The 25,682-nt window shown below is 35.1% G+C and carries 19 protein-coding genes; 13 read left to right on the top strand and 6 right to left on the bottom strand.

The genetic code is table 11. The features are described from left to right. Positions 1–6: 6 nt before the first annotated feature. The 5 genes from QLQ94_RS19145 (at position 7) to QLQ94_RS19125 (ending at position 6,366) form a co-directional block, all read left to right on the top strand. Entirely contained in the window at positions 7–1,542 is a 1,536-nt protein-coding gene (locus QLQ94_RS19145) for a RagB/SusD family nutrient uptake outer membrane protein (RefSeq protein WP_271335045.1), read from the top strand. A 148-nt stretch (positions 1,543–1,690) separates the two neighbouring features. Beyond that, complete coding sequence (locus QLQ94_RS19140) at positions 1,691–3,223, top strand: sialate O-acetylesterase (RefSeq protein WP_482498181.1); 1,533 nt, start codon at positions 1,691–1,693, stop codon at positions 3,221–3,223. An 87-nt stretch (positions 3,224–3,310) separates the two neighbouring features. Continuing rightward, complete coding sequence (locus tag QLQ94_RS19135; RefSeq protein WP_482498180.1) at positions 3,311–4,381, top strand: glycoside hydrolase family protein; 1,071 nt, start codon at positions 3,311–3,313, stop codon at positions 4,379–4,381. A 161-nt stretch (positions 4,382–4,542) separates the two neighbouring features. Continuing rightward, entirely contained in the window at positions 4,543–5,871 is a 1,329-nt protein-coding gene (locus QLQ94_RS19130; RefSeq protein ID WP_482498179.1) for a rhamnogalacturonidase, read from the top strand. Between the two features lie 318 nt (positions 5,872–6,189). Beyond that, a complete protein-coding gene (locus QLQ94_RS19125; RefSeq protein ID WP_482498178.1) occupies positions 6,190–6,366 on the top strand; it encodes a histone H1 in 177 nt (58 codons plus the stop codon). A 232-nt stretch (positions 6,367–6,598) separates the two neighbouring features. Here QLQ94_RS19125 and QLQ94_RS19120 read toward each other — a convergent pair whose 3' ends face one another. Further along, on the bottom strand, positions 6,599–8,104 hold the full coding sequence (locus QLQ94_RS19120) for a rhamnogalacturonan acetylesterase (RefSeq protein WP_482498176.1): 1,506 nt from the start codon (positions 8,102–8,104) through the stop codon (positions 6,599–6,601). 656 nt (positions 8,105–8,760) lie between these two features. Between QLQ94_RS19120 and QLQ94_RS19115 the strand changes: the two genes are divergently transcribed. From QLQ94_RS19115 to QLQ94_RS19095, 5 genes are all read left to right on the top strand, one after another. Further along, complete coding sequence (locus tag QLQ94_RS19115; protein WP_482498175.1) at positions 8,761–12,174, top strand: DUF4450 domain-containing protein; 3,414 nt, start codon at positions 8,761–8,763, stop codon at positions 12,172–12,174. 131 nt (positions 12,175–12,305) lie between these two features. After that, positions 12,306–14,438 (top strand): hypothetical protein, encoded by a 2,133-nt coding sequence (locus QLQ94_RS19110; RefSeq protein ID WP_271338630.1) that lies wholly within the window; start codon positions 12,306–12,308, stop codon positions 14,436–14,438. 275 nt (positions 14,439–14,713) lie between these two features. Further along, a complete protein-coding gene (locus tag QLQ94_RS19105; protein ID WP_271338631.1) occupies positions 14,714–16,567 on the top strand; it encodes a rhamnogalacturonan lyase in 1,854 nt (617 codons plus the stop codon). Positions 16,568–16,778: 211 nt separating this feature from the next. Beyond that, positions 16,779–17,240 (top strand): hypothetical protein, encoded by a 462-nt coding sequence (locus QLQ94_RS19100; RefSeq protein WP_271338632.1) that lies wholly within the window; start codon positions 16,779–16,781, stop codon positions 17,238–17,240. A gap of 15 nt (positions 17,241–17,255) precedes the next feature. After that, the gene (locus QLQ94_RS19095) at positions 17,256–17,954 is read left to right on the top strand and encodes a hypothetical protein (RefSeq protein ID WP_271338633.1); all 699 of its coding nucleotides are present in this window, start codon (positions 17,256–17,258) and stop codon (positions 17,952–17,954) included. 191 nt (positions 17,955–18,145) lie between these two features. On the opposite strand, the gene QLQ94_RS19090 is transcribed toward QLQ94_RS19095, so the two are convergent. The 5 genes from QLQ94_RS19090 to istA form a co-directional block, all read right to left on the bottom strand. Next, positions 18,146–18,373: a hypothetical protein gene (locus QLQ94_RS19090; RefSeq protein ID WP_482498174.1), complete on the bottom strand. Its 228-nt coding sequence runs from the start codon at positions 18,371–18,373 to the stop codon at positions 18,146–18,148. Further along, complete coding sequence (locus QLQ94_RS19085; protein ID WP_271338635.1) at positions 18,366–18,665, bottom strand: nucleotidyltransferase family protein; 300 nt, start codon at positions 18,663–18,665, stop codon at positions 18,366–18,368. The genes QLQ94_RS19090 and QLQ94_RS19085 overlap by 8 nt, the downstream gene beginning before the upstream one ends. Positions 18,666–18,780: 115 nt before the next feature. After that, entirely contained in the window at positions 18,781–19,074 is a 294-nt protein-coding gene (locus QLQ94_RS19080; protein ID WP_482498172.1) for a DUF6922 domain-containing protein, read from the bottom strand. 221 nt (positions 19,075–19,295) lie between these two features. Then, positions 19,296–20,027 carry an IS21-like element helper ATPase IstB gene (gene istB / locus QLQ94_RS19075; RefSeq protein WP_271338770.1) on the bottom strand — a complete coding sequence of 244 codons (732 nt, stop codon included), beginning with the start codon at positions 20,025–20,027 and terminating at the stop codon, positions 19,296–19,298. Between the two features lie 22 nt (positions 20,028–20,049). Continuing rightward, complete coding sequence (gene istA / locus QLQ94_RS19070; protein WP_271338769.1) at positions 20,050–21,615, bottom strand: IS21 family transposase; 1,566 nt, start codon at positions 21,613–21,615, stop codon at positions 20,050–20,052. A gap of 898 nt (positions 21,616–22,513) precedes the next feature. On the opposite strand from istA, the gene QLQ94_RS19065 reads away from it, so the two are divergent. From QLQ94_RS19065 to QLQ94_RS19055, 3 genes are all read left to right on the top strand, one after another. Then, a complete protein-coding gene (locus QLQ94_RS19065; protein WP_271338637.1) occupies positions 22,514–22,690 on the top strand; it encodes an SDR family oxidoreductase in 177 nt (58 codons plus the stop codon). Positions 22,691–24,094: 1,404 nt separating this feature from the next. Continuing rightward, positions 24,095–24,841, top strand: a complete 747-nt coding sequence (locus QLQ94_RS19060) for a ferritin-like domain-containing protein (RefSeq protein ID WP_271335882.1) — start codon at positions 24,095–24,097, stop codon at positions 24,839–24,841. Between the two features lie 27 nt (positions 24,842–24,868). Beyond that, positions 24,869–25,681 carry a ferritin-like domain-containing protein gene (locus QLQ94_RS19055; RefSeq protein WP_271335883.1) on the top strand — a complete coding sequence of 271 codons (813 nt, stop codon included), beginning with the start codon at positions 24,869–24,871 and terminating at the stop codon, positions 25,679–25,681. Position 25,682 lies beyond the last annotated feature (1 nt).

Below are 25,682 nucleotides of genomic sequence, written 5' to 3'. Positions count from 1 at the left end.
AATAAAATGAAAAAATATATTTATTTAGCTGCAAGTGCTTTGGTATTCTTTGCCTTTACATCCTGCAATGATGAATTAAATCAATTACCGTTATCTCAGGGAACAATTGAGAATTTTTATGCTACTCCCGGTGATTTTGTTCAGGCCAGAAATGCCACTTATTCAGTAGCTTTTCACGGAATGGGAACTTATGGTTATGCCAACAGAGTTTTGAATTTAAGCGAAGTAAGATCTGATAATTTGCTGGCAACCACACTAGCTTCAAGAGATTGGGAAGGTATTAATAGCTTTTACACTTCTATAAGTTCTAATGCTTATGTAAAAGAAGCCTATATAAGTAATTATAATGCGATCAACAAAGCCAATCAGTTATTGGAGAAAATAACCGAAAAAGGAGATCAGATTTTTACAAATCCAGCTGATAAAGCTGCCATGACTGCTGAAGCTCGTTTTTTAAGAGCGTTTTGTTATTTTGATCTCATTAGATGGTTTGGGAAAGTTCCTTTGATGGAAAGAACAATGACAGCAACAGAAGCAGCTAAGATAAAAAGAACCCCGGTTGCAGATGTTTATAAACTAATCATCTCAGATCTTGAACTGGCCATTCCTGATTTACTTCCGGCGTATGATGCAGCCAATTTTGGAAGAGTTACAAAATATGGAGCAAAATCATTATTGGGTCTTGTATACATGACACGTTCCAGCCCAACCAACGGAATTGACGGTGCTACACTTGGTTTAAACGAATGGGATAAAGCCTACCAACAATTAAGCGATATTAAAAACAGCGGATTATATAAGGTTGGCGAAGATTACGAGGCTATTTTTAAAGTAGAAGGAAATGCTAATCTGGAGAATGTATTAACGATTCCATATACACAAAGTCTTCCCCTTGCAGTTGGAGGGAATTTTATGGTAGAGTTGGGTTACGAGCCTTATTTTGCATCAGTAAATTTATCAGCACAAGGAGCTTTAGAGTCCAAGCAAATTTCGGCTGGTTTTTTAAATTTGTTCGCAGCCACTGATAAAAGAAAAATATTTGGCATAGCAACGAGTTATACAGTCGAAACAGGTACATATAAAGGGAGTTATACACTTCCTGTTTTCAAAAAGTACATTGATCCTGCAAGATACGGAAACGGGCGTGAAGACTGGGGTGTAGATTTCATGGTAACGCGTTATACAGATGTTTTAATGTTAATGGCCGAATGTACACTTCACGGCGGAGGCGGATCCCAGGCTGATGTTGATGCAATTGTAAATCAGGTAAGAACAAGAGCGGGTGTTCCGGCAGATGCTGTAAATATTACTCTGGATCAACTCTTTACAGAAAGAAGAAAAGAATTCTTCTCAGAAGGAACCAGATGGTTTGATCTGATCAGATCCGGTAAAGCAGTGGCAATTATGAACGCCTGGAAAGCGGCAGAAGATACTGAAGGGAAAATCAGAACAATTGAAAATAATTCATTGTTATATCCAATTCCGTTGTCTGAAATCTTAGCAGTTCCAGGACTTTACGATCAGAATCCAGGTTACGATTAATTGATATTACTCAAGTTTTTTTTTGAAAGAAGCTGTCTTTTAAAGGCAGCTTCTTTTCATTAACAAGATTAGATCAAACAGAGAAGCACAGGATGCTTTTTATGTTTAATTATTTAAATTTAAAGTTTTAGTATTTAAAAATATAGCAATGATTTATTTAAAAAGATTTCTTTTATTTTTATTTGTTCTAAGCGCAATTTCATCACTATCAGCACAAGTTAAACTTCCAGCTCTGGTAGGGGATAATATGGTTTTACAGCAAAAAGCCAAAGTAAATTTATGGGGGTGGGCATCTGCAAACGAGAAAATATCGATTCGTTTAGGATGGAATAATCTTCCGATAGAAACGATTGCTGATGCTGATGGAAATTGGAAAATTGCAGTAGACACTCCTGCAGGCAGCCAAAAACCATATGATATCACAATCAATGCAGCTAACACCATTGTGCTAAAAAATGTTTTAATTGGCGAAGTATGGCTTTGTTCGGGTCAGTCCAATATGTTTTTTCCTGTTGGAAGAGAAGATAAAACCTGGAAAACCGGAGTTAAAAACTATCAGGAAGAAATTAAAAACGCAACATATCCGTCTATAAGATTATTTACCGTTGCACTGAATGCCTCGCCAACACCACTTAATGATGTTACAGGAAGCTGGAAAGAATGTTCGCCAGAAAGTATCACAACATTTTCTGCCGTAGCCTATTTCTTTGGCAGAGATCTATATCAAAAATTAAAAGTACCAATAGGATTAATTTCAACTTCATGGGGAGGTACAAAAGCCGAAGCATGGACAGCTCAAAGTGTTTTAGAAAAAGAAGTTGCCTTTTTGCCCATTCTTCAGGAAGATGCAAAAAGCGAAAAAGTATATCAGGAAAAGCTCGAAACGTATTATTTGAATTTAATAAATGAACGAATTGCAAGTGCAGAAAATGCGCCAAAGGATCAATTCAAAAAACCTAAAAAAGAATCCAACAAAACCTCTTATGTTTTGTACAATGCCATGCTTCACCCCATAGTAAATTATACTATAAAAGGAGCGATCTGGTATCAGGGCGAAAGCAATTCTGGAAAAGCGTATTTATACAGAACTTTATTTCCTGCCATGGTAAAAAGCTGGAGAGCAGAATGGAATCAAGGAGATTTTCCGTTTTATTATGTTCAGATTACGCCTCATAAAGGACAGAATGCAGAAATACGGGAAGCGCAATTAATATCCTTAAAAATAATCCCAAATAGCGCAATGGTTGTTACAACAGATGTTGGAGACGCAAACAATATTCACCCAATAGACAAACAGACCGTGGGATACAGACTCTCTTTAATTGCGCGTGCTAAAACCTATGGAGAAAATAATCTGGTGTATTCAGGACCGATTTTTAATCGTATGAAAATTAAAAAACAAAAGGCACAATTGTTTTTTGATTACGCCGAGTCTGGTCTGAAGAAAAAGGAAGAAACTCTAAAAGAATTTGAAGTAGCAGGAAACGACCAGGTTTTTTATCCGGCTGACGCGAAAATAGAAGGAAAAACGATAGTAGTTTCTTCCTCAAAAGTAAAAGAACCTGTTGCGGTTCGTTTCGCCTGGAAAGCAATTCCCGAGCCTAATTTATTTAATAACGAAAACTTGCCTGCTTCGCCTTTTAGAACAGATAATTGGGAAATAAAAACAGAGAAAAAGTAAGTTGCGATTATTTTAATGGGCATTTATATTTTCTCGGTGTTTAAAAATCGTAATAAGTTCACTAAATTATAATTGAATAAAACCAAAATGAATAGAAGACAATTTATCATCGGAAATTCCCTGGCTGTAGTTGGTTTGTGCCTTCCATTTTCAGTAGAGGCCGGAAATTTCATGGATGATCCAAAGCTTTCTGATTTCCAGAAACGACTTCGACCAGTCGGACGCGCTTTAGAATTTGAAGATTATTACGTTTGGTGCAACAGTCCGATAGAAGGGCCTGATGGTAAGATTCATGTGTTTTTTTCAAGATGGCCAAAAGCAAAAGGCATGAGCGGCTGGATCAACAGTTCAGAGATTGCTCATGCTGTTGCCGATACTCCTGAAGGACCTTACGAATATGTAGGGACAGTTTTAGCACCCAGAGGTGAGGGTTTTTGGGACGCAACGACTTGCCATAATCCCAGCATTCATTTCGTAGACGGAAAATACGCCCTTTTTTTTATGGGAAATTCTAACGGAAAAATGAATACGAAACGTATCGGCTTAGCGACCGCCGATTCTCTTTACGGACCTTGGAAAAGACCAGATCAACCTTTGTTATTGCCTGGGAAAGAAGGTTGCTGGGATGATTTTTTAACAACAAATCCGTCTTTTTTGAAACATCCAAACGGTGAATACTGGCTGTATTATAAATCATTGGACACAGAAAATTACGAACATCCAAAATTTCCTGTAAAAGGCAATAGAAAATATGGATTGGCAATATCGAAATCACTTCATGGACCTTATGAAAAATACGAATACAATCCGGTAATTGATTTTTCGAAACTTGGAGATAATAAACAATGTGAGGATGCTTTTGTATGGTACGAAAATAAGAAATTCAAAATGCTGGCAAGAGATATGGGCGTTTTTGGTATCGATTACGGTTTGTATATGGATTCTGATGACGGAAAAAATTGGAGCGATCCTCAAATTGCCTATCAGCCCTTAAATAAATACATCGATCAACCCGAAGCACCAAAACATTTAAATAGATATGGTAGATTAGAGCGTCCACAATTATTGTTTCAAAACGGAAAAGCAACTTATATGTTTAGCGCTTCACAAGGTGGGAAATATGAAACTGCTTCAGGGTTTATTTTTAAAATAATATAAAAAATGTAAATTATTCAGAAGTAGTGATTCCGTAAAAAGAGTTTTTTTTCTTCATCAGGATGATAAGATTACGCAAACCTTTGGCGAAGCTTTAAACTTTAACAAAGGTAAATAACCAACAATATGATAAAAAAAGATAACATACACTAAAACAAATCACAATGAAAAATATTTTTAAAATTTTACTCTGCTTCATTGCTTTCACACAAGTATCATTCTCACAGAATTATGCAAATGATAAATTTCCTGATGGAACCGCCATTACAAATTGGTTTAAGGATTACTCTAAAATTCAATTAAAAGATTTAGGTAAAAAATACACCATTACAGATTTTGGAGTAGGGAAGGACAGTACCAAAATTCAAACTATTGCCATTCAGAAAGTAATTGATAAAGCGGCTGCAAATGGCGGCGGAGTTATTGTGATTCCCAAAGGTGTTTACCTGAGTGGTGCTTTGTTTTTTAAACCAAAAACTACTTTGTATGTGTCTGAAGGCGCTGTATTAAAAGGTTCTGATAATATTGCTGATTTTCCAATTATGCCATCCAGAATGGAAGGTCAGAATCTGGATTATTTTCCGGCTTTGGTCAACGTTTACGGAGTTGATAATTTTTCGATTTCAGGAAAAGGAACCATTAACGGAAACGGGAAAAAATATTGGGAAGCCTTTTGGGAACGTCGTAAAGAAAATCCAAAATGTACCAATCTCGAAGTATCAAGGCCAAGATTAATTTTTGTCTGGAATTCGAATAATGTACAGCTTCAGGATGTAAAGCTGATTAATTCAGGTTTCTGGACCAATCATTTTTATAAATGTAACAATGTAAAACTGCTCGATCTTTATATCTTTTCGCCACATATTGGTGTAAAAGCACCAAGTACAGACGCAATAGATATTGATATTTGTACCAATTTTTTAGTAAAAGGATGTTTTATGTCTGTAAATGATGATGCAATTGCATTAAAAGGAGGAAAAGGACCTTATGCAGATCAGGATAAAAACAATGGACCCAATTCTAATATTATTATCGAAGATTGTACTTTCGGATTTTGTCATTCAGCCTTAACAAACGGAAGTGAGTCGATTCATAACAGGAATGTGATTATGCGTAATTGCAAAATTGATGGCGCTTCAAGATTATTATGGTTAAAAATGAGACCGGATACGCCACAGCGATATGAGTATATCAGAGTAGAAGATATAAAAGGAGAAGCAAAAACATGTCTTGCTGTTTTTGCGTGGAAACAATTTTTTGATCTAAAAGGCCGTCCGGATGTTCCATTATCTTACGCAGATCATATTACCTTAAAAAATATCGACCTTAAATGTGATACTTTTTATGGTGTAGAGAATGATCCAAATGTTCGTTTATCAAACTTTACATTTAAAAATTTAAAAATTGAATCTGTTAAAACAGATATTGATAAAAGCATAATAAACGGCGTTAGTTTTAAAAATGTTTACGTAAATAAGCAGCTAGTAGAGTGATTTTTACCCATATTCTCAATTTATTTCTGTCGGTTTTACACCCAAAGGTTAAAATTTTAGTCTGTTTTTTGTGATTTGAAGAAAAAAAGCGATTTTTTTTTCAGTAGCTGTTTAGCGCTTACAAAAGCAGATTATTTTATTATTTTGTTAATAAGTGTTTGATTAGTAAGGTGTTGGTTCTTCTGGAAAAAAGACAAAAAAATGGAGTAAATTTAATGTTAAATTAAAGTCTAAAAAACGATGATAATTTTAACGTGAAATATGTTGTATCTATCATACAAACTTTTATTTTTGCGCCTTAATTTAATACTTATAAGCATGAAAGATCTATTAGGAAAAATCCACGCCGAAATTGAAACATTTAAAGCAGAAGCTGAATCTTTGACAGAAAAAGGTGTTAAAGCTGCTGGAGCAAGAGCTCGTAAATCTACTTTAGAAATTGAAAAACTTTTAAAAGAGTTTAGAAAAGTTTCTATCGAAGAATCAAAAAAATAATATTTTTTATTCAAAATAAAACCTCTTTTAATTTATTTTAAACGAGGTTTTTTTTGTTTTATGTCTAACCTGAAAAAGTTGACTTTAATCTAGTCGATAAGTTTTCTAATTTAGTTGTTTTAATTAATTCAAGTTAATATTACTATGTTTAAACTTTGCTTCAGATCCCGATATGTCGGGACAGATTGAGGACAAATCATGATCGAAAAGGGCTTAACTGAATTAATTGCGATTACCTTGGTAATTCAATATAATCTTTAAGACTGCATTCTTTTAGTTTTTTAATACTTTCTGCAACAGTTAACGCATTCAGGGTCGCACCTTCTAAACCGGTATGAGTGTGATCTTTTGGAAAAAAAGCTTTTACTTTATCTTTTCCTAAAGCCTCATATTTAAACGCAACAATCTCATTCAAGTCAATATAATAGACATTTTCTTTATCCGCGACTTCCTTCGACCATTTTCCGTAAGAATCATTTCTGCGTTCTACTTTATCGTTTGGCCATTCATTTCTTGGTGTCTGACTCAAAATAATCGGAATCGCTCCTTTTTCTTTCGCTTCACGAATAAACTTTGTCATATACCAGCCAAAAGTATGTACAATTTCTTTTGAGCCATCAGCAAGAATTACTTCCTGTGTTTCCGCTCCGGTACCTTTTAGAGAACCCCTTAATTTCTCTTTGTCAACAGCCCCGGCATCATTATGGCCAAACTCAATCAGGATAAAATTTCCGGGTTGCAATTGGTTTTTTACTTCGTCCCAAAGACCTTCATGATCAAAAGTTCTGGTACTTCGGCCGCCTCTGGCTTTATTAATGACCTCAATTCTTGTGGTATCGCAGTATGCAGAGAAGGTAACACCCCAACCTACAGCATTTTGGTCATTATTATTTGCCATTGTAGAATCGCCAATTAAGTACACTTTTTTCTTTGCAGGAAGTATAATTTTTGGATCTTTTAGAATATAATTCTTTAAAGAATTTTTACTCTCTTTTAGTTGATTGATAATTACTGAAGCCGAAAGTACAGCGCCTTTTGCTGATGTATGCGTGTGATCTTTTTTATAGAAATAAGTTTCGGTAATGTTATTTTCGCCCAACTTTTCCATTTCAAGAGCCATTTTATCATTCAGATCGATAAAAGTTACCTTTTCATTATCAGCAATTTGTTTTGCCCATAATCCATAGGATTGGTTGTTACGGGGGACTTTACCATTCTTCCAGTCGTTTCTGGGAATCGGAGAACAAACAATCGGAATCGCTCCTTTTGATTTTGCTTCGCGAACAACTTTCTCAATATACCAGCCGTAACTGTGTACCGTTTCATGTTTTTTGGTCAGGATATTATCGATTTCCTGAGATTCCTTTCCAATACCTTTAATTGTTCCGCGTGCGCGAAGGCTATCATTTAAAGGGCCATCATCATTATGCCCAAACTGAATCACAACATAATCACCTTTTTTAAGTTTATTCAAAACAGCATCCCATAATCCTTTATCCTGAAAAGTACGGCTGCTTGTACCTCCCAAAGCATGATTTTCGATAGTTACTCTTGTAGTATCTAAAAATTGACCAATAAAATCTCCCCAACCCCAAAGTCCGCCCGAGCCATCGCCTTTACCATTTTTTACAGTCGAATCACCCACCATAAAAACAGTTGGTTTAGGATCTTGGTCTAATGTGAAGTTGAAAAAAAGAATACCTAATAAAAGGATTAAAAGAAATTTAATTGATTTCATGTATATGATATTTATTTAAAAAGTAAACCCGTCTGCAATGTTCAGTAGGGCATTTCATTTCAAAAGAACGCTTTGTCAGGCTGAGCGAAGTCGAAGCCCTTTCCGTGTAAAACGAGCGTTCGACTCCGCTCAGGATGACACTGGATGTAATAAGAGCACTTTGTCAGGCTGAGCGGAGTCGAAGCCCTTTCCGTGTTAACGAGCCTTCGACTTCGCTCAGGATGACACTGGATGTAATAAGAACGCTTTGTCAGGCTAAACGGAGGCGAAGACCTTTCCGTGCTAAACGAGCCTTCGACTTCGCTCAGGATGACACTGGATGTAATAAGAACGCTTTGTCAGGCTGAGCGGAGTCGAAGCCATTTTCAGGAAAACCTGAAACCTGAAACAACAAAACCTTATATTCCCGTTCCCTTTTTTTAAAACATAGTTAATTTGATGTTATTTCAAAACTATGAGTTCTGTTTTTGTATAGTATCCTGTACTATGATGTTAAAATATTGAATATTGTAAATTTTTATATTGTAAAAATCAGGTAGGTACAGGATACTATACCACTAAAAAACAAAGAAATTGCATCTGCATTACAGAATTAATAAAATTAGACCGGAATAATTTTGTTATTCGAATTTAGGAATAATTCATTTTATAGTTTTATGAAAATTAAAAAGTACTCTATTCAAACTTTGGGCCTCTTATTCTTTTTATGTTCAGTGGTATCTTTTGGGCAGGAAAATAAAGCGCCGCGTAAAATACATTATACACCTGAAGGAAATAGTTTTGTTCTAAAAAATGGAACCCGAAAATTCAATCGGGCCTTATACGGTTCGAATACAGGATTTAGGATTGAAACTGGTGATTTGCCTGAATTTGCCATGTATATGCCGGGCATGGGAGGTAATTTTAAGCTAGGTTTAATAAACGGAAAAGAAAGCAAATGGATAACTGAAGCTGCTAAAATTGATACGCGTTATATTTTAGGTACAATGCAGTATACGATTGAAGATGCAATTTTAGGAAACGGAAAGTTGTTTATAGAAGTTGTGGCATTAAAAGAAAGTGAAGGTTTCATTGTAAAAGCATATGGCGAAAATATTTCTAAAAATACCAATATCCTATGGGCTTTCGGAGGTGCAACGGGAAAAAAGTTCAGTCGTGACGGAGATATAGGCGCTGATCCCGAATCGGTTTTTTATTTGCAGCCGCAATATTGCATTAATAATAAATACACCATAAATAAACAATCCTTTTTGTTGGAGTATGGCTCTGAAAGTAACAAACAGAAAACCGGAAATAATAAAAAGGTTACCGGATTCTTTCCGGAATCACTTGTCCATTTAGCCAATGCAAAAATGCAAAAAAAGCCATTAGAACTTTTTGATTCGAATTTGGAAACATTGACACTTATTACAGGGAAAGTAAAATCGATTTCTCAAAACGGAGATTATTGGTTGTTTCTCACAGAAGATTCCAAAACAAATTACAATCAAAAAAGCATAGCACAACTTTATATAAAATCAATTGAGCAAACAAAAATTTTAGCGAATAGAGTTAAGGTTACGACTCCTGATCCTTATATCAATACTTTAGGATCTGCACTTTCAATCGCAGCTGACGCAATTTGGGAAAGTCCTGCTTATCTTCATGGAGCTATTGCCTGGAGAATGTATTTAAATGCCTGGCGAGGTGCTTATACAGCTGATCCTTTGGGATGGCACGATCGGGCAAAAACACATTTTACAAGTTATAGTAATTCGCAGGTTACAAGCCCTGAAAGCGGCCCGATTGTACTGGATGAAGAAAGAAATCTGGCACGTCAGAAAGAAGAAATAGGAACTTCGATGTTCAGCAGCGGATATATCAGCAGAAGTCCGAATAAAAATAATGTTGCCCATCATTATGACATGAATTTGGTTTTTATAGATCAAATGCTGAGGCATTTTAAATGGACGGGTGATACTTCTTTTATAAAAGAAATGTGGCCAACAATCCAACGGCATTTAAATTGGGAAAAAAGAAATTTTGACACTGATGGCGACGGATTATACGATGCGTATGCATCGATTTGGGCAAGCGATGCTTTGCAATACAGCGGTGGCGGTGTGATTCATTCCTCAGCCTATAATTATTATGCCAATAAAACCGTAGCACAGATTGCAAAGAAAATTCAGGAAGATGATAATCCATTTACAAAAGAAGCAGACAAAATTCTAAAAGCCGCAAACAGCCAGCTTTGGATTGCTGATAAAGGGATTTTTGCAGAATATAAAGATGCATTAGGCAATAGATTATTGCACGATTCTCCCGGAGTCTGGAGTATTTATCATACGATAGATTCAGAATTATCAAATCCTTTTGAGAGTTATCAAATGTTAGATTATGTCAACAATCATATTCCGCATATACCAATTTCTGCTGAAGGATTAGATAAAAAAGATCTTTATGTAATTAGTACAACCAATTGGCAGCCTTATACATGGTCGACAAATAATGTGGCCTTAGCAGAACAATTGCATACTTCACTGGCATTCTGGCAAGGCGGACAATCTGAAAAAGCCTTTAAAATGTGGGAAAGTGCTTTGGTCGAAAGTATGTATTTAGGCGCTTCGCCCGGAGGATTTGAACAGTTGCTGTATCAGGATGCCATGCGTGGCGAATTGTACAGGGATTTTGCTGATCCCATTGGCGTGGCTTCACGAACCTTAGTCGAAGGACTTTTTGGAATTCAGCCCGATGCGTTGATCGGAGTTCTAACGATCCAGCCCGGTTTTCCTGAAAAGTGGAATCAGGCTTCTCTGGAAATTCCGGATATTACAATCGATTTTAAAAGAGAAAACAAAGAAGAAAAATACAGTATCAAAAATAAGTTTTCGGCTAAGATGAAACTGAAACTAGTTTTAAAATCGTCATTTGATGCTGTAGAAAGTATTGTTGTTAATGGAAAACCAGTTTCATGGAACCTTGTTCCGGAAAGCATCGGAAATCCAAAAATAAGTATCGAAATCCCATACAATGCTGTTTATGATATTAGAGTTAAATTGAAAGGAGAGGTTTTGGAAGAAGTTAAAACGAAAGAAATTCATGCATTAAATGAAATTATAGATTTGAAAACTTCTAAAGCCAAAATAATATCAGTTTATGACCCGCAATTAGTTTTAAGTGAAATTTCTAAAGCAGATCATTTGCTCACGGCAAAAGTGAATTCAGTTGGAAATAAACTCTTTTTTATAGAATTAAAGCAAGGCGAATTATCGTGGTGGAAACCCATTGAAATAAATGTGAAATCTGAAACCCAATCTAGTGAAATAGCTACCAATTGGGATGTTCCGTTAGACAAATCAAAAAGGGCAGAAACAATTTCACTTGCATCATTTTTTAATTCAAAAGTGACTGATATTTTCAATTATGAATATCTGTCACCAAGACCAAAAACGGTGACATTACAACTCCCAAAACAAGGGATTGGAAATTGGTGTTATCCAAATATTTCAGTAAAAATAGATGATACAGGATTACGTGAAAAAGCAAAAGTAAACAATCAGATTACGATGCCAAACGGAATTCCGTTTCAAACACCTTCTGATGAAACTCAGAAAAATATCATCTTCACATCGATGTGGGATAATTTTCCGGAAAGCATCAATATTGCGTTAAACGGAAAAGCGTCACATGCGTATTTTATGCTCGCAGGAACAACAAACCCAATGCAAAGCCGAATAGTAAACGGAGAAATTACAGTAAACTATACTGATGGAACATCGAAAATTTTATTTCTGAGAAATCCTGAAAACTGGTGGCCAATCGAACAGGATTATTTTATTGATGGTTTGGCTTTTACGACTGATGCTCCAAGACCTCCCAGAATTTACTTTAAATCGGGAGAAATTTCAAGAGATTTTGCAGCTTTCAAAACCATTAAAGGATTCACAAGTTACGGAGTTGATGGTGGCGCAGGAACTATTTTAGATTTGCCACTAGATAAAAATAAAACATTAAAAAGCCTGACTTTAAGAACTGTTGCCAATGATGTTGTAATTGGCTTGATGAGTTTGACATTAGTGAGGGAATGATTTAATGATAATGAGAGTCAATTAGAAAATGAGTCAATGAGAAAATGTGAAACTCGGTGTCAAACTTTGTCAAATTTTAAACTTTGACAAAGTTATAGCAAACCTGAAACCTGAAACTAAATTTAATCAAAATGAAAAACTATCAATTAATTACAGCATTTCTCTTTTCGATATCAATTTCGCTTTCAGCGCAAAAGATTGATCGAAAAGCATTAGTAAATCGGCATAATGTTCAAATTACAGCTATCGACACTTTGGCTTCGCTGACTGTAGGAAATGGCGCTTTTGCTTTCACGGTTGATGCTACAGGATTGCAGACTTTTCCTAAAAAATATGAAAACGGAATTCCGTTAGGAACTCAGTCGGAATGGGGTTGGGACAGTTATAAAAACACCAATAATTATAAATTCTCAGAAACGCTAAGAGATTACAAACAGTATGGAAGAGATATTTCATATACCGTTCAAATAAAAGAACCAAAGCGAAAAGTCGAAGCAGTAAATTGGTTTCGTCAGAATCCGCATTTATTGCAATTAGGGAATCTAGGTTTTGAAATCACAAAGAAAGACGGAACTATTGCAAAACCTGAGGACATCAAAGGGATTGCTCAAAAGTTAAATCTCTGGACAGGAGAAATCGAAAGTTATTTTGAAGTAGAAGGAATTCCTGTTACAGTTTTGACGGTTTCGCATCAGGAAAAAGATGCAATTGGTGTAAAAGTAAAGTCAGATTTATTGGCACAAAAGCGTTTGAAGATCAGTTTAAGAATTCCGTTTCCAACAGGAGATTGGGCAGATATGGGAACAAAGTGGGAAGGGAAACAAGAATATAAAAGTACATTAGTCGAAAAGTCAAAAACAGAGGCTGTTGTAACACATGTTATGGACAGTATTTCATACAACGTCAATTTAAGCTGGAAAGGAAATGCGCAGATTAAAAAGACTTCTGATCATTATTTTGTAGTCGAAGCATCCAGTACAAACACATTAGAATTAAGCTGTCTTTTTGCTTTAGTAGATAAAAAGTCAGCAGGAAATTCTTCTTTTACAGATATTCAAAATAGCAGTATAAAAGGCTGGGAGCAATTCTGGAAAAGTGGTGCCGCAGTAGATTTTTCAGGAAGTACTGATCCCCGTGCAAAAGAATTAGAGCGAAGAGTTATCCTGTCGCAATATCTTACCAAAGTGCAATGTACGGGAAAAGTTCCGCCGCAAGAAACAGGTTTAACCTATAACAGTTGGTACGGAAAACCGCATCTGGAAATGCATTGGTGGCACGGTGTTCATTTTGCCCTTTGGAACCGACCTGAATTATTAGAAAAAAGCCTTCCGTGGTATCAGAAAGTTTTTGATAAAGCTAAAAATATAGCCAAAAGACAAGGTTTTGAAGGCGCAAGGTGGCAAAAAATGGTAGATCCAGACGGGAATGAAAGTCCGTCTTCAGTCGGTTCTTTTTTGATTTGGCAGCAACCGCATTTCATCACTTATGCTGAATTAATCTATCGTGCAAAACCAACAACAGCTACTTTAAATTTATATAGTGAGCGTGTTTTTGAAACCGCTAATTTCATGGCTTCGTTTGCGAATTACGATGCAAAAAATGATCGTTATGTTTTAGGACCGGGAGTAATTCCGGCGCAGGAACGTTTTAAAACGATGGAAACTTTCAATCCTACCTATGAATTAGCATATTGGAACTGGGCGCTGAAAACAGCAATCGCCTGGAAGAAAAAATTAAATCAAGAAGTACCTGAAAAGTGGGAAAGAGTCCTGGTAAAACTTGCTCCGTTGCCAATTGCAGATCAGGTTTATCTGGCAACAGAAAGCGCAAAGGATTCTTATACTAATCCGGAATTCAAAACAGATCATCCATCGGTTTTGGGAACTTTTGGAATGCTTCCTGAAACTTCGCTTTTAGATAAAAAGATCATGAAAAACACTTTTGATCTGGTTTGGAAAACATGGTCCTGGGATAAAACCTGGGGATGGGATTTCCCGATGACAGCAATGTCTGCAGCACGTTTGCAGATGCCAGAAAAAGCGATTGATGCCTTGTTTATGAATATAACAACAAATACGTATTTGAAAAACGGACATAATTATCAGTCAGAAAGATTAACGCTTTATCTTCCAGGAAATGGAGGATTGTTAAGTGCCGTTGCGATGATGTGTGCCGGTTGGGATGGAAGCACAGAGCAAAATCCGGGTTTCCCAAAAGATGGAACCTGGAGAGTACAAAGTGAAGGATTTAAAAAGATGTTTTGATTTTTTAAAGGTTCTAAGTTACTAAGATTCTGAGTTGCTAAGTTTTTAGTTTTGTCATTTCGGAAAGAGAGATCACAATCGTAACTCGACAAATTTTGGTAAGATTCTGTACGGAATTTCTTGTGTGATTTCTTATTCTTGGAAATGAACAATTCAGTATTAAAATATAAAACTTTGTGACTTCGAGACTTTTCACGAGATTAAAAAAATCAGTTTAAATCAGCCAAAACCCGTATAATCCGTGTGCCATGACAATCCATTAAAAAACAACAACTATGAAAAATAAAATTTTACTATTATTTCTCTTATCAACTTTACATTCATTCGCTCAAAGGCAAATGGAAACCTTAGACAGGGGGGTAATAGCCATAAAAGACAAAGGACAGTTTTTTATTGGTTGGCGGGTTTTAGGAACAGATCCTGATGATCTGGCGTTTAATTTATATCGAAAAAGCGGTACTAAAAAAGCAGTTAAATTAAACGATAAACCTATTTTGGGAGCGACCAATTTTGTAGATACCAAGGCCAATAGTCAGGAAGAGAATACCTGGTTTGTAAAAAAAGTCTTAAAGGGCAAAGAAACCGATGAAAAAGGAAGTTTTACAATTCCTGCACAAAGTCCCGATAAAGATTATCTGGCGATACAACTAAAACCAGTTGAAGGATATATCCCAAATGATCTTTCGGTGGGTGATTTAGACGGAGACGGACGATATGATCTGATTGTTCATATGACCGGAAAGGCACACGATAACTCGCATACAGGAATCACGGATCCTCCCATATTTCAGGCGTATACCTTAGATGGAAAATTTTTATGGCAGATTAATCTAGGAAAAAATATTCGTGAAGGAGCACATTATACCCAGTTTATGGTCTATGATTTAGATGGTGACGGTATTTCGGAATTTGTATGTAAAACGGCTGACGGAACGACGGATAGCCAGAATAATGTAGTGGGAGATGCCTCGAAAGACTGGGTAGAACGAGATCCAAATTCTCCGGTTTTCGGCAAAATTTTAAAAGGACCGGAATATCTTTCGGTTTTTAACGGAAGAACCGGAAAACTAATTACCACTACTGATTATATTCCTGAACGTGGTGATCTTGCAGGTTGGGGCGGACACGGCGGCAGCGGCGGAAATGATACCAAAGGCAACAGGATTGATCGTTTTACAGCTTGTATTGCATATTTAGATGGCGTTCATCCAAGTGTTGTCATGTGCAGAGGGTATTACGGAAGAACGGTTTTGGCTGCCTGGGATTTTAAAAATGGCAAACTCACTTCGAGATGGATTTTTGATAGTAAAGACGCCGAAAATCCGTACTCAGGAATGGGAAATCATGGACTTGCAGTTGCTGATGTTGATAATGACGGAAAAGACGAAATTATCTACGGATCGATGTGTATCGATGATGACGGAAAAGGATTGTATACAACAGGTTTCAGACACGGAGATGCATTGCATGTTTCAGATCTTGATCTTGATGTTCCGGGTTTGGAAGTCTTTGGAATCCATGAAATAGAAAACGGAACAAAAGGTCCGGGTGTAACATTATTTTCTGCTGCCGATGGAAAAGTTTTGTTTACCGGTTCACTTAATGAAGATGTTGGTCGTGGTGTTGCAGATAATATAGATCCAACCAGAAAAGGAGCACAATGCTGGTGGTCAGGATCGCCTTATTTGCACGATATGAAAGGCAACGAAATAGGAAAAGCCCCAACTTCGAATAATTTTTTAATTTATTGGGATGGAGATTCTTCGAGAGAACTCCTGAATTCTAATTATATCGATAAATATAATGTTGGCAGATTGTTTACCGCAACCGGAGCAGCATCTAATAATGGCACAAAATCTACACCGGCACTTTCTGCAGATATTCTGGGAGACTGGCGCGAAGAATTAATTTTAAGATCGGAGGATAATACTGAATTAAGGATTTATTCAACTACAATCCCTACAGAAATCAGGCAATACACGCTGATGCATGATCCGCAGTATAGATTAAGTGTTGCCTGGCAGAATGTAGGTTATAATCAGCCGCCACATACTGGTTTTTATATGGGTGCGGGCATGAAACCTGCACCAAAACCTAATATTGTGTTGGTTCCCTTACCTGTTAATTAAACCGAGAAGTTGTTTATTATGGACTTTTTTATGAGGTTTGATTAAAGTTAAAATATAATTTTAATAAGATTGATTGTAATAAAAATTTGAATATATTTGAAAAAAAATGTTAAATAAGTTGTACTTGTTTCTTCTTTTTGGAAGTTTTCTAAAGCTATTTTGTATTTAAATAACTCTAAATAAAAGAAAAATTACTGAACAATCGAAAATTATGACATACACTAAAAAGTTTTTCTTTACCGTAATTACTGCTTTTTGCTTCTGTAATTTGGCTACAGCCAAAGCAAAAATTCCATTTGGGAAAATAGATAAAATAGAAGTCGTATCAGATTTGCCGGACACAGAAGAATACCTTTCAAAAGAAGAATCAAATGTACATTTAGATCTTGGCAGATTACATCAGGAATACAATATTGCATGGGTACCTGTGTGGATTACCGAGCAGCCAAAACTGGTCTTATTTAAAAAAGACTCAGACAGATATTATGAACTGTCTAATGAACAGCTTGAAAAAGTAATTGCAGAAAATAAATTAAACAAAGAAGAACTGCTTAAACTTGGATTTTATACGCAATACGGCGGAAAAATAATCCTCTTTTTAGTTTTATGTTTAATGATTTATGGCCTTTTGGGTAAAGACAAAAAGAAAGATGTGAAACCAATAAACCTTTAAATAATAATAAAAACTATGAATCCATTATTTTTCATTCCCATTGTATTAGTAATTGCAGGTATCATTTTTATGGTATATATGAACAAAAAGCATCAATCTGCAAAAGCCGAAATTGACTTAGATTTAGAAAGAACAAAATATGATCTTTATAAGGAGCAAGTTTTAAAAGATGATTTCCCACAATTGAAACAATGGATGAAAGGCAAATCAGTAGACGCGTATACCTCTGCATCTGTTCCTCAGTCTAAAGGAAGCAAAGTTCAGGAAATTGTAACTGACGGAATAAAAAATGTAGCATTATCTGCTGTAGGATTAAAACTTCAACGAATCGAAACCGTATGTTTTTGGGTTTTGAGCGGTAACGATCTACATTTTTTCAGTACTGATTTTGTTGGAGAATTAGAGGAACATATTGTTTTTGATAATTTCCGAATTGAAGAAGCAAAACTTGAATACGGAGGGATTTTAAAATCACAATTAGGAGTATATTCAAAAGCTTCTGAAGAATATTTGCCAAAAACACATATTATCACATTCAATATAGATGGTAATCCCCTGTCAATTGAAATTCACGACAGATTACACTACGTTCCGGACCCGACAGACATCTTAAATTTAAACAAGCAATTATTAACAAGAGCAAAATATCAGGTAGTAGGAGAAAATTTTGTAAAAGAATTGCAAAAGAAGTTTTCAAATCTGCAGGTATCATAAAAGTTTATGAACTTATTTTCAAAGATTTTTAATGCGTTTAAAAGCATAAGATTAAACGATAAAAATGCAGTAAATGGTGAGCAATTAGACTATTTGTTAATTAGTTCAATGTATGCTGAGCAGCAATCAGCCTATCTTAATTCTTATGAAACCGGTCTAGGCAAATCGACGCTAAAAACGATTTTAGAAGATTATTGGAATGTATTTGATAAGAATGACGCAATGGAAATACTGTTGGATTTGCAAAACAGTTCGGTTAATTGCTTGACCAATAATTTCAAGATTTCTTTCAACAGCTCTTTTGGCATTGTGTTATTTTTATATTTAAAAAAATCTTTTTCTTCGTTATGGAAGAATTCATTTATTTCATCAATGGACATTTTTATATCAAATAACCATTTGAGAATTCTTTCATCCATAAATTAGTTCTTTTGAATTGTCAATTGATTTAATCAAGACTGGATTTTTTAAAGTCTGTTCTTCCAGAAAATCTACCTCACGACCAAACAAAGATTCGAGTTTTTCTTTGAAATTTATATAATTGTCAAAATTGAGTGATAGTTCAATTGGTTTGAATTTAACTAGTAAATCGACATCACTTTTGTCATTAAAATTAGAATTTACTGCAGAACCAAATAGATACATTTTCTCCACATTGTATATTGTGCAAAGCTTTTTTAAGTTATCTATATTCTTGTCAATTTTTCCCATATCACAATTTAGGCAAAATCTTTTATACTCTGGATATGCTCTGGTTCCTTTCTTTTGAATAAATCCTTAAATTGTTTAATAGTTCGGGAGATACAGCATTCATTTATCAAAAATATTATATTGGCAGGACAAAACGCTGAAAAGGCTTCACGTGATATCGATTAGCAACCCTCAGACATACTTTATTACTTATATTTTCTTTTGTCTGTTTTAGATATTTTACAATATCAGAAGAAGAATATAGTCTTTCCAGAAGCTGAATATCTGCTTGAAAAGTTTCGGTAGTAGTAGCATACAGAGCCCTTGGAATTATAATAGCTTTATCATTGTCAACATCAAGCTTATTATAATCCATATCCCAAAATAAATATTTAGGAAACAAGTCTACTATTTTGACTTTTGGTTTCATTACACAAATATACAACGATTGTATTATATTTAATATGCTCTTTGTTTCTTCTTATTTTTAACACTTTAAAAATCAGCGTCATTAAACATTATAGGTAAGAGTAGATATTCCGACGAAAGTACCCCACGATTCCGCGACAATGGTCGCCACTTATTCCGACGCAAAGTACGCCAGTCAAATCGTCCTTTATCATCACTTAGTAAAGATGATATTTTTCAAAGTTAATAATTTTTTCTAGTTCTCAACGATTTACCTGTTAATGCAATTCTGTGTGCAGAAGCTGACAATCTGTCCATTATAGCATCAGCAAGAGTTGGCTCCTCAATAAAGTTATACCAAGTGTCTACTGGTAGCTGAGAAGTAATCATAGTTGATCCTATACCATATCTATCTTCGAGGATATCTAGTAAAGCAATCCTTGCATCATTACTTAATGCTTTTAGCCCAAAATCATCTAATATTAAAAGCTTATATGCTGAGATACTCTTAATCCATTTAAGATATGATCCATCAAGTTTAGCTTGAGTTAGTGCATCTATAAACTTGTTCATGCTAAAATACAGAGTGCGATACCCAAGCAAGCAGGCACTGCGTCCTAAAGCACAAGCCATAAAAGATTTACCACAACCAGTAGCACCAGTTATCAAGACATTCTCTCCCTTTTCTATAAACATACCATCAGAGAGTCGTAATAACTGTTCTCTTGTGATACCTCTTTCTGTGTTGCAAATTATATCTTCTGGTAGGGCATGATAACGGAGTTTACTTGCTTTTAGATACTTCTGTGTTCTGGAGTATTCTCTGTATTCTACTTCTGCCTGAGTGAGCATAGCTATGAGAGAATGAACATCCTCTTGTTCATGTACCGGAAGCGCTAATGCAGCTTCATATCTTTTAGCCATGCCTGTCAATTTAAGGCCTTTGAACTGTTCTAATGTATTTTGTGTATTCATTTATTAAGGTTTTATAAGTTGATTAATTATAGGCTTCAGGGCCTCTGATATTACTGTGTTCGGGGATGCGGAACTCGATGGGAGACTCCTCTTCGAGTAAATCCATATTATTCACCAGGATGTTTTTGATAACACCGTAGGTAAACTTACGCCCTCTTAATCCCCGTTTACATGCAGCCTCCATCCGAATGTTGCCATAGGAGCTCATTAGTCTCAATAATCCAAGACAAGCAGTATATGATTGATCAATGATCAGTTTACTGTTCATTACTTTTTTGAAAAATTCAAAAGTATTAGGGCCGTTTTCTTCTGCTTTTTTGAGATAATATTCTGGACTCCATCCACGTTGATTCTTAATGATCCGATGTCTTTCAGGCATATGCTCCGTGATACTGGTATAACCATGGCTGGTGTAATTCCTAGTATGCACAGCAATCCTTTGTGCATCGCAATAGATCTCCACTACATCCTGATCATAGGCAATACGTACTTCCTTCCCAATATAGCGGTAGGGAACAGAGTAAAAGTGCCAGTCTTCACCCACCAATACATGGTAATGTTTCTGAACTTTTGCTTTGGTGTAATGTCTGATACTGTATGGGGATTCTGGAAGAGGTTGTAGTAGTGTTTTCTCTTGACTTTTAAACAACTCGAGCCTACTGTATACTTTCTTTTGAAAGTTCAATTGATGATGATAATCCAGCTTTTCTCTAATAGCCTTATTGAGTTCTGCGAGACTATGAAAAGTATCGTTACGTAGACTGGCATAAATACGTCTATACGTAATCTTTACATTGTTCTCAACAGAAGCCTTATCTTTTGGTTTATAGGGACGAGCTGCAAGCAGAGCAATATTATTGTGGTTTGCCCATTGTTCGAGCATATCAGTAAATACAGGTTCGTATTTACAACTTTTAGATACCCATTGCCTCATGTTATCTGATTTAACAGTCAAGGGAACCCCTCCAAAGTATTCAATGGTATGATTCAAAGCTTTTACCACTTGAGGTAGTTTTGCATCAGGTAAAGCCTCCACATAACCATAACCGCTAAAGGGAAGAATAGCAATATATACAGGGCACGCGATTAGTTCTCCAGTTGAAGTATCAACATAGTGAAGCATGTCTCCAGCAAAATCAACTTCAAGCAGCTTTGCAGGAGTATGAACAAAATGCATCACAGCATTGTTTATCTTCTCCTGATCTTGTAAGAGTTCACAAAATCTAGAATATTGAAAACCTTCAGGATATTCTTTAATATATTCTTCCCAAAGTAATAATCGTGTTACACCAGTTCGATTAAGTTCCTTGCTGAAGTAACCGATCAGATTATTAAAATGAACTTTGCGCGGATCAGTATCTTCTACTACAGCGGGCTTTAAGAGCCCTAGTATGTTCTCAAGTTCTTGATCTGAACGCTTTAGTAATTCCTTAAAATCAACTCCTGTTTGCGTAAATTTCAGCAAATAAAGTGCGATTGTTTTTCTAGAAATTCTGACTTCTTTTTCAATAGTCCGTTGTGAAACTCCACGCTCTAAAAACAAAAGAATCTGTCTTATCTTAATCATACTAAGTGGTTTATTTGCCATACTGCAAGTGGTTTTTTGATTACAAACCAAACTTATGCTAAATGGCGGTTAAATCTCTACTTAGTGAGATAATGGACTTGAGAAAGGTGGTGTGCTTTGTGTCGGAATGTCAGTCCTTTACAACTCTTAAATCAGAAGTAAAGTGGCGTACTTTGCGTCGGAATAAGTGGCGACCTTTGCAGCGGAATCGTGGCGTACTTTGAAGCGGAATGGGTGGTGTACTTTGTAGCGGAATCGTGGCGACCTTTGCAGCGGAATATCCATAAGAGCAACATTCTAAGAATTCTTGAACTTTCTGTTCCTCTTTATCTAACTGTATTATAAGTATATTCACTTATCATTTTTTGGAAATCTGAAAATTATCAATTAATCATTTTCCCCTTTCAATATTTTTAAATCATTCACAAAACGGTTCGAGAATTGTCCTACGTTAGGGCTACTACTTTAAAGTAAAAGCCTGAGAAATCTAGATTTCTCAGGCTTTTTTGTGATTCTAAAATTTTGTTTAATTTTAAAAAGAACGAACACTAGGAATGTTTTCAAGGAAAATTGATTCGAATCCCGTTTAGTTCTTTTCGAGCCTGATTTTGCACGTAACGTCCCGGTACTGAAGTGGTTTTCGAACTAAATTGATCCCATTATTCGGATTTGCCAAATCTTCCAAATACAAAACCAATTTCAAACTAAGCCCAATACCCAATTGCTTGTAGCGTGTTTTTGACGCATGGGGGAATATTATTAAAGTACAAGATGGAGCGGGAAATACTCTTCAAGGTTTAATAATACTAGATAGAGGCTATACAGGACATGAGCATTTACAGAATGTTGGAATCATTAATATGAATGGGAGAATATAAGTCCTGGTACATTTCAAACTGAATTACTTTCAAAAATTGGTTTGGACGAAAATACTCTTTCGGCAATAAGAACATCACAAATTGCTGAGAATCCAATATCAAAATTGGGGGATTCAAATGACATAGCTAAAATGGTAGTTTATTTGTCAGGTGATTCAGCTAGTTTTATTACCGGATCGGACTTTGTAATAGACGGCGGAAAAACAATTAAAGTCTAATTTTTTGATTTTTAATAGCCTATTTTTATATGTGTTGCAGTTAATAATATCTGTAGCACATATAAATTCAAATTGATAAAAGTTATAAAGTATTCATTTATGATTTGTTTCGAACAATAAATAAAATTAAAAACTACACAATGATTTCAAGCCAAAACTTATAGAGCTGGAAAATTATTTATATTATATTGTAAAATATAAATATTGACCTTGTTTAAATTTTAAACAGTTTCAGTTTCTTTTTAAGCTTTAAAAGAATCCATATAAAAATAGGATCAATTTTAGTTTTTAGAAAATATTTTAGTTCTAAATAGTAGTTTTAAACTGTTTTACAGGCAGGGTAACAATAAACTCAGCTCCATTGTCTTTCTCTCCAATGGCTCTAGGGTTGTGTTGTGAATTGCTTTCAAAATTGTATTTTTACTTATAATTCCCAACTAAAAAAGTCGGATTCTTCATCAGTAGTAAGAGGCATAATACGAACACCTGAATTTATTATTGATTACGTCTCATCATTATTTTCTGCTTCGTGTATATATGCCCAACGAATAGAAGTTGTTCCTAAGCCTAATCCTAATATTTTTTTCTTCTCTAAAATTTTTTTTCTAAAATTAAGTAAAATATAATTAATTGATTTAAAGAAAACGATAATTAAGAAATAGGAATTTGCTGTATTATTGCAATACAATTTTGAAGCAATTCACAATAAGGATTATTCCGTTATGAAAACATTCAAAGCGGTCTCACAAGGGTAGCTTTTTTTATACTTATTATTTTTAGGCATTATAATATTTATCTACAAATTATTTTCAATATTCTACTAAAACTTTCAATAGGCCGGCATGGCAAAAATTATTCCCAAATCTTAAGGAGTTTAGAGCAGGGGTACTATTACTGTCCAATTTTGCCATAAAATTCGATATGCTGATTTTCCAATTTTTCACTTCATTTTGCTGAAAAAGTAAATTAAATTGTTTTTAAATGACATTTTTTCAAAATTAAATTCAGGCTTTATTATTTAGAAATTCGTCTTTGAAATTGAAAAAAAGAGATCTACTATTTATTTGTATTAAGAAATTACCTACCTTTATTGTGTTCCACAAACATTAAATTTTCTATTTAAATTAACTTATATAAATTACCTCACCTTCATCTTTGATAAAAATTTAAGATTTCAATAAAAAACGCTGTGTAATTAATTAATTGAATGACAGGATGTTAAATTGAAAAATAATACTTCATAATTTGTTTTAATTACAAGGTAAATACGTACATTTATTCTTGTAATCTACAAATCTTAAAAAAAAGCTAAAAATAAAAACTGCAATATCAAAGATTTCGTTTATATGTATTTGCGGAATTACAATTATTACTATTAATAAACTTTTTTTAAAAACTAAAATTATGAAAAATGAAGTTAAAATTCATGAAGTTGACCGCTCATTGAATAACAGAAGGAGCTTTCTTAAGCTCAGTGGCTTGGCATTAGCAAGCGCGGGTCTGGTAATAGCTGGTTGTAGCAACAATGACGATGATAATGAGCCGGAAGACACATCGCTGCCAGGAGTTAGAAATGGCGTCTTTGATTTAGGTTCAGGAGATTTTGGAGTATTAACCTATGCTTATGCTCTGGAACAACTGGAAGCGGACTTTTATACTAAAGTTGTAAATTCCACAAGTTTTAATAGCGCTTTTAACGATATTGAACGTCAGGTATTAACTGACTTATATCATCATGAAGTAATTCACAGAGATTTTTTTAAAGCTGCTTTAACCGGAGCACTTCCAAATCCTACTACTCAATTACTTCCAACTTTGGCTTTTAATTATGGTTCACTAAATTTTAATAGCCGTACCGAAGTTCTTGCCACTGCAAAAGCACTAGAGGATACTGGAGTTGCAGCTTATAATGGAGCAGGAAAATTAATTAAAAGTGCCGATTATTTACTATTAGCAGGAAAAATTGTTTCAGTAGAAGCAAGGCACGCATCAGCTATTAGAAGTTTAATTAATCCTAATTCTAAGGACTTTGCTGGCGACGATATCATTAGTACAACAACAGGATTAGATGCTGCTAAAGATCCTTCTAAAATATTACCAATTGCAGGAGGCTTTATTACCACAAAATTTACTGCCAAATACTTACCTTAAATCTTAACTAGCTAAAACTTAGAAATTATGAATATTTTAAAATTTATAGAAACATTTACTGATGATAGCTTAATGAGAAGCACTGGATCAAGAAGAGACAGTTTTAATCAGTTTGGAAACATAGGAAAAACATTGGCATACGCATCAATACCATTCGGATTATCGGCTATGGCAAATAAGGCACTCGCAAAAGATATTACTGCAACACCGGCAACTCCAATTGGAGCTTTGCAATTTGCATTAACATTAGAATATCTGGAAAATGAATTTTATGCCATGGCATTAGATTCAGGCGTAATTCCGGCATCAGAAAATTCAGGGAGAGATTTAAAAGTTTTCCAACAAATAGCAGCACACGAATCCAATCATGTTAAATTTTTAATTGCAGGACTCGGCGGACCAGCAAGTGCTAATTTTGTTGCAAAACCTACTTTTGACTTTACAGTTGGCGGAGCATTTGATCCGTTTGGTGACTATCCAACCTTTTTAGCATTGGCTCAGGCTTTTGAAGATACAGGCGTAAGAGCCTATAAAGGTCAGGCAGCAAATTTAATTAGCGCACCTGATTTATTGACTGCCGCATTACAAATTCACTCTGTAGAAGCACGCCACGCATCTGAAGTACGACGATTACGCGGATTAAAAGGATGGATCTCAAATAGCGAAAGAGGCGCAGGAATGCCACCTGCAACACAAGCCGTTTATGATGGTGAAGGAGTTACTACTCAGGCAGGATTTAATACTTCAACTGCATTTGGAGCTTCCGCAGGTTCAGAGGCTTATGATGAACCACTTACGACCCAACAAGTTGTTGATATTGCAAATTTATTTATTGTTTAAC

The sequence above is a fragment of the Flavobacterium sp. B114r genome, assembly GCF_056824125.1.
The sequence above is the reverse complement of the archived record's forward strand: the minus strand, read 5'-3'. Positions and strand labels throughout refer to the sequence as shown.

Coding starts and splice junctions, on each gene's coding strand:
- QLQ94_RS19145 (WP_271335045.1), top strand. CDS start 7: ATGAAAAAATATATTTATTTAGCTGCAAGTGCTTTGGTATTCTTTGCC.
- QLQ94_RS19140 (WP_482498181.1), top strand. CDS start 1,691: ATGATTTATTTAAAAAGATTTCTTTTATTTTTATTTGTTCTAAGCGCA.
- QLQ94_RS19135 (WP_482498180.1), top strand. CDS start 3,311: ATGAATAGAAGACAATTTATCATCGGAAATTCCCTGGCTGTAGTTGGT.
- QLQ94_RS19130 (WP_482498179.1), top strand. CDS start 4,543: ATGAAAAATATTTTTAAAATTTTACTCTGCTTCATTGCTTTCACACAA.
- QLQ94_RS19125 (WP_482498178.1), top strand. CDS start 6,190: ATGAAAGATCTATTAGGAAAAATCCACGCCGAAATTGAAACATTTAAA.
- QLQ94_RS19120 (WP_482498176.1), bottom strand. CDS start 8,104: ATGAAATCAATTAAATTTCTTTTAATCCTTTTATTAGGTATTCTTTTT.
- QLQ94_RS19115 (WP_482498175.1), top strand. CDS start 8,761: ATGAAAATTAAAAAGTACTCTATTCAAACTTTGGGCCTCTTATTCTTT.
- QLQ94_RS19110 (WP_271338630.1), top strand. CDS start 12,306: ATGAAAAACTATCAATTAATTACAGCATTTCTCTTTTCGATATCAATT.
- QLQ94_RS19105 (WP_271338631.1), top strand. CDS start 14,714: ATGAAAAATAAAATTTTACTATTATTTCTCTTATCAACTTTACATTCA.
- QLQ94_RS19100 (WP_271338632.1), top strand. CDS start 16,779: ATGACATACACTAAAAAGTTTTTCTTTACCGTAATTACTGCTTTTTGC.
- QLQ94_RS19095 (WP_271338633.1), top strand. CDS start 17,256: ATGAATCCATTATTTTTCATTCCCATTGTATTAGTAATTGCAGGTATC.
- QLQ94_RS19090 (WP_482498174.1), bottom strand. CDS start 18,373: ATGGATGAAAGAATTCTCAAATGGTTATTTGATATAAAAATGTCCATT.
- QLQ94_RS19085 (WP_271338635.1), bottom strand. CDS start 18,665: ATGGGAAAAATTGACAAGAATATAGATAACTTAAAAAAGCTTTGCACA.
- QLQ94_RS19080 (WP_482498172.1), bottom strand. CDS start 19,074: ATGAAACCAAAAGTCAAAATAGTAGACTTGTTTCCTAAATATTTATTT.
- istB (WP_271338770.1), bottom strand. CDS start 20,027: ATGAATACACAAAATACATTAGAACAGTTCAAAGGCCTTAAATTGACA.
- istA (WP_271338769.1), bottom strand. CDS start 21,615: ATGGCAAATAAACCACTTAGTATGATTAAGATAAGACAGATTCTTTTG.
- QLQ94_RS19060 (WP_271335882.1), top strand. CDS start 24,095: ATGAAAAATGAAGTTAAAATTCATGAAGTTGACCGCTCATTGAATAAC.
- QLQ94_RS19055 (WP_271335883.1), top strand. CDS start 24,869: ATGAATATTTTAAAATTTATAGAAACATTTACTGATGATAGCTTAATG.